The 4,143-nt window shown below is 75.8% G+C and carries 5 protein-coding genes; 4 read left to right on the top strand and 1 reads right to left on the bottom strand.

All coding sequences use genetic code 11. The features are described 5' to 3' along the window. The 4 genes from DZF91_RS27340 to DZF91_RS27325 all read left to right on the top strand — a co-directional run. Nucleotides 1–699: sensor histidine kinase (locus tag DZF91_RS27340; protein WP_147341409.1), on the top strand; the 699-nt coding region annotated here is incomplete at its 5' end. Further along, nucleotides 696–1,388, top strand: a complete 693-nt coding sequence (locus DZF91_RS27335; protein WP_268915985.1) for a response regulator — start codon at nt 696–698, stop codon at nt 1,386–1,388. The genes DZF91_RS27340 and DZF91_RS27335, both read left to right, overlap by 4 nt. A gap of 90 nt (nt 1,389–1,478) precedes the next feature. Beyond that, nucleotides 1,479–2,921: a nitrilase-related carbon-nitrogen hydrolase gene (locus tag DZF91_RS27330; protein WP_117360023.1), complete on the top strand. Its 1,443-nt coding sequence runs from the start codon at nt 1,479–1,481 to the stop codon at nt 2,919–2,921. Nucleotides 2,922–2,937: 16 nt separating this feature from the next. Beyond that, on the top strand, nt 2,938–3,336 hold the full coding sequence (locus DZF91_RS27325) for a hypothetical protein (protein WP_117360022.1): 399 nt from the start codon (nt 2,938–2,940) through the stop codon (nt 3,334–3,336). A 26-nt stretch (nt 3,337–3,362) separates the two neighbouring features. Here DZF91_RS27325 and DZF91_RS27320 read toward each other — a convergent pair whose 3' ends face one another. Continuing rightward, nucleotides 3,363–3,968 carry a response regulator transcription factor gene (locus DZF91_RS27320; RefSeq protein ID WP_117360021.1) on the bottom strand — a complete coding sequence of 202 codons (606 nt, stop codon included), beginning with the start codon at nt 3,966–3,968 and terminating at the stop codon, nt 3,363–3,365. Nucleotides 3,969–4,143 lie beyond the last annotated feature (175 nt).

Genomic DNA, 4,143 nt, shown 5'->3' with positions numbered 1-4,143 from the left:
GCCGGGACCCGTGCCCGCCGCGCGCGGGCCGCCGAGCTCGCCGAGCGGGAACGCCGCCTGGCGGGTGAGCGCGCCGCGGCGGTCGACCGCGAGCGCGCCCGCATCGCCCGCGACATGCACGACATCGTCACCCACTCGGTCGGGCTGATGGTCGTCCAAGCCGAGGCCGGGCCGGTGGTCCTCGCCGCGTCCCCGGAGCGCGCCGAGGCGGTGTTCGACACGATCGCCGACACCGGACGGGACGCGCTCGCCCAGCTCAGGACCGTGCTCGGCACGCTGCGATCGGCCGGGCCGGACGGTCCGGCGGGACCGGCGCCGGGCCTGGACACCCTTCCCGACCTGGTCGAGGGCGCCCGCCGCGCCGGTCTGGACGCGCGCCTCGACCTGCCCGATCCGGTCCCGGACGTCCCGCCCGCCGTCGCCGTCGCCGCCTACCGGATCGTCCAGGAGGCTCTGACGAACACCCTCCGGCACGCCGGGGCGACGCGCGTCGAGGTGAGGCTGCGCGCGTCCCCGGAAACCCTGCGGGTGGAGGTCCGCGACGACGGGCGCGGGGCGTCCGCTCCGCCGCCGGACTCGGGATACGGCCTGGTCGGCATGCGTGAACGGGCCGCGGCCTGCGGCGGGACCCTCCGCGTCACGGCGGACGGCCCGGGGTTCGCGGTCGAGGCCCTTCTTCCGGCCAGGGCGGCGCCGTGACCTCCGAACGCCCGGCGGAACCCGTCCTCCGCGTCCTCGTCGCCGACGACCAGGACCTCTTCCGCGCCGCCTTCGCGATGATCCTCGACGCCCAGCCCGACATGGCCGTGGTCGGCGAGGCGGCCGACGGCGCCGAGGCCGTCGCGCGGGCCGCCGAGTCGCGGCCCGACGTCGTGCTGATGGACGTCCGGATGCCCGTGCTGGACGGCGTGGCCGCGACCCGCCGGATCCGCGCGGAGCTGCCCGGCGTCCGCGTGCTGGTGCTGACCATGTTCGACCTGGACGAGCACGTGTACGACGCGCTGCGCGCCGGGGCGGGCGGCTTCCTGCTGAAGGACATCCGGCGCGACGAGCTGGCGGACGCCGTGCGCGTCGTGGCGCGCGGCGACGCCCTGCTGGCGCCCGCGGTCACCCGGCGGCTGGTCGAGGACCTGGTCCGCCGCCCCGGGCACGGCGTCGCGCCGCTGCTCGCCGCCCGGCTGGACGGCCTGACCGAGCGCGAGGCCGAGACGCTCCGCCTGGTCGCCCGCGGCCTGTCCAACGCCGAGATCGCCGCGGCCCTGGTGGTCAGCGAGTACACGGTGAAGACGCACGTGAGCCGCGTGCTGGCCAAACTCGGCCTGCGCGACCGCGTCCAGGCCGTCGTGTTCGCCTACGAATCCGGCCTCGTCGCCCCCGGCGACCCCTGATCGTTGGGTGGTCTCGTCCGGACGGAGTACGCGCGGGATCGGGCGCGTGCCGGACGCGGTCGAGGGGCCGTCCGGCGAACGATCGAGGGCATGAGAATCCTGCTGATCGGCCTGGTCGTGCTGTCGGGCGTGCTGTTCGCCTTCGGCACCGGGCTCCATCCGGTCTTCGCGCTGACCTGGCTCGCGCCGCTGCCGCTGCTGTGGGCGGCGGCGCGGATGAGCGGACGCGCGGCGTTCGCGGTCTCGGCCCTGGTCTGGACGGCCGGGCAGGCGCCGCTGGCCGGCTACTTCCACGGCGTCCTCGAAACGCCCGTCCCGCTGGTCGCGGCGATCCTCGCCGGCCCGGCGCTGGTCTTCGGCGGGCTCGCCGCAGCCCACCGGCGACTGGCCTTGGCCGACCGTCCGCTGATGGCGGCCGGGGTGTTCGCCGCCGGATGGACGACGCTGGAGTACGTCCTGTCGCTCGCCCTGCCCCACGGCGCCTGGTGGAGCCTCGCCTACACCCAGGCGGACGTCGGGCCGGTGGTCCAGACGGTGTCGGTGACCGGGATCTGGGGCGTGACGTTCCTGCTCACGGGCGTTCCGGCGGCGCTCGCCACGGCGCGTCCGCGTGCGGTCGGGACGGCCGCGGTACTCCTCGCGGCCGTCCTCGGGTTCGGAACGTGGCGACTGGCGACGGCTCCGCGGCCGGACGGCGCGACGATGGCGCTGCTGGCGACCGAGCATCCGAACGACGAGATCGACATGGCCACCTCGGAGGGACGGGCGCTCCTCGCCGCCTACATCACCCGTGCCAGGACGATCGACGCCGCCGCGATCGTCCTGCCGGAGAAGAACTTCGTCGCCGACGACGCCACGCTGCCGCTGCTGACCGGGCCTCTGACGCGGCTGGCGGCCGAGCGGCGCACGGTCGTCGTCGCCGGGGTCACCCACCGGACGGGCGGGACGGTCCGCAACGCCGCGCTCGTCTTCACGCCGGACGGCGGACGGCCCGCCGAGTACGCCAAGCACCACCTGATCCCCGGCCTGGAGTCCGACTTCACCGCCGGCACCCGGCGCGTCGCCGTCCCGGGACGTCCCGGATGGGGCGTGGTCATCTGCAAGGACCTCGACTTCCCCGCGCTTGTCCGCGCCTACCGCTCCGACGGCGCGGCGACGCTGCTCGCGCCCGCCTGGGACTTCCACTCCGACGCCTGGCTGCACGGCCGGATGGCGCTGGTGCGCGGGGTCGAGAGCGGCATCGGCGTCGTCCGGAACGGCCGGGCGGGAGACCTGATGATCAGTGACCCGTACGGCCGGATCCAGGCCGTACGCTCGACCGGCCGTCCCGGGTTCGTCTCGGTGACGGGCCGGGCGCCCGGCCGTCCGGTCGGCACGCTCTACGGGCGGTTCGGCGACTGGTTCGCCTGGGTGTGCGCGCTTTTCCTGCTCCTGGCGGGCGCGGCGGGCGTACCGGGCGCGGTGACCGGACGCAGAGGACGCCCCGGATCCGCCGCCGCGAACCCCGCTGGGAGAATCGGATCACCTCTCTGAACCGTCCGGAGGACGCATGCTCCCCGTCACCACCGACACCATCAGGATCTTCCTGCACGTCCTCGCGGCCACCGTGTGGGTGGGCGGCCAGCTCACCCTGACCGCCCTGCTCCCCGTGCTGCGCAAGGCGGGCGGCGATGTCCCCAAGCAGGCCGCGCGCGCCTTCAACCGGGTCGCCTGGATCGCGTTCGCCGTGCTGATCGTCACCGGCGGCTGGAACATCGCGGCCGTGGGCGGCGACACCAGCGACGACTACAAGACGACGCTGTACGTGAAGCTCGCCTTCGTCGCCCTGTCCGGCATCGCCGCCGGCTGGCACGCCTTCACCAAGTCGCGGCCGATGCTCGCGATCACCGGCGCCGTCGGCGGCCTCTCCGCCCTCCTGGCCCTGTTCATGGGCGTCCTGCTGGGCTAGACGAGCCGCCGGGCGGGGCTCCGCCCCTACAACCAGCCGTTGTCGCGGGCGGCCTGGGCGGCGGCGTGGCGGTTGTCGACGCCCAGCTTGGTGACGGCGGCCGAGAGGTAGTTGCGGACGGTGCCCTCGGACAGGCCGAGCGTCCGGGCGATGCGGGAGACCGGTTCACCGCCCGCGGCGGCGCGCAGGGCGTCGAGCTCGCGCGGGGTCAGCGGGCACTCCTCGGCCGCGAGGGCGTCGGCGGCGAGCTGCGGGTCGATGTAGCGGGCGCCGCCCGCGACCTGCCGGACGACCTCGGCGAGCCGCGCGCCCGGGGCGTCCTTGCCGAGGAAGCCGCGCACCCCGGCGGCCATCGCGCGCCGCAGGTTGCCGGGCCGGCCGTGCGCGGTGACGATCACCAGGCGGCAGGACGGCAGGTCGCGGGCCAGCCGCTCGGCGGCCTCCAGCCCGGACATCCCGGGCATGTCGATGTCCAGGACGGCCACGTCGGGTTTCAGCGCGAGGGCCCGTCCGACCGCCTCGTCGCCGCGTCCGACGTCCGCCACGACCTCGATCCCGTCCTCGGTCGACAGCAGCAGGACGAGCGCCTCGCGGATGAGCAGGTGGTCGTCCGCCAGCAGCACCCGGATCATGCCTCTCCCGTCGGCAGGGCCGCGACCAGCCGGAACGTTCCGTCCCCGGCGGTCCCGGCGGTGAAGTCGCCGCCCGCGGCCGCGAGCCGCTCCCCCAGCCCGGCCAGGCCGCTCCCCGGCGCGCCGCCGTCGTCCGGCCCGGCCCCCGCGGACCCCGCGGATCCCACGGCCGCGG

Source organism: Actinomadura logoneensis, from assembly GCF_003428695.1.
Taxonomy (GTDB): Bacteria; Actinomycetota; Actinomycetes; order Streptosporangiales; family Streptosporangiaceae; genus Spirillospora; species Spirillospora logoneensis.
This window is presented reverse-complemented; position numbering and strand designations above follow the sequence as displayed.

Bases quoted from the DNA above. Each gene is read 5' to 3' on its own strand.
- DZF91_RS27325 (WP_117360022.1), top strand. From the start codon at position 2,938: ATGCTCCCCGTCACCACCGACACCATCAGGATCTTCCTGCACGTCCTC.
- DZF91_RS27320 (WP_117360021.1), bottom strand. From the start codon at position 3,968: ATGATCCGGGTGCTGCTGGCGGACGACCACCTGCTCATCCGCGAGGCG.
- DZF91_RS27330 (WP_117360023.1), top strand. From the start codon at position 1,479: ATGAGAATCCTGCTGATCGGCCTGGTCGTGCTGTCGGGCGTGCTGTTC.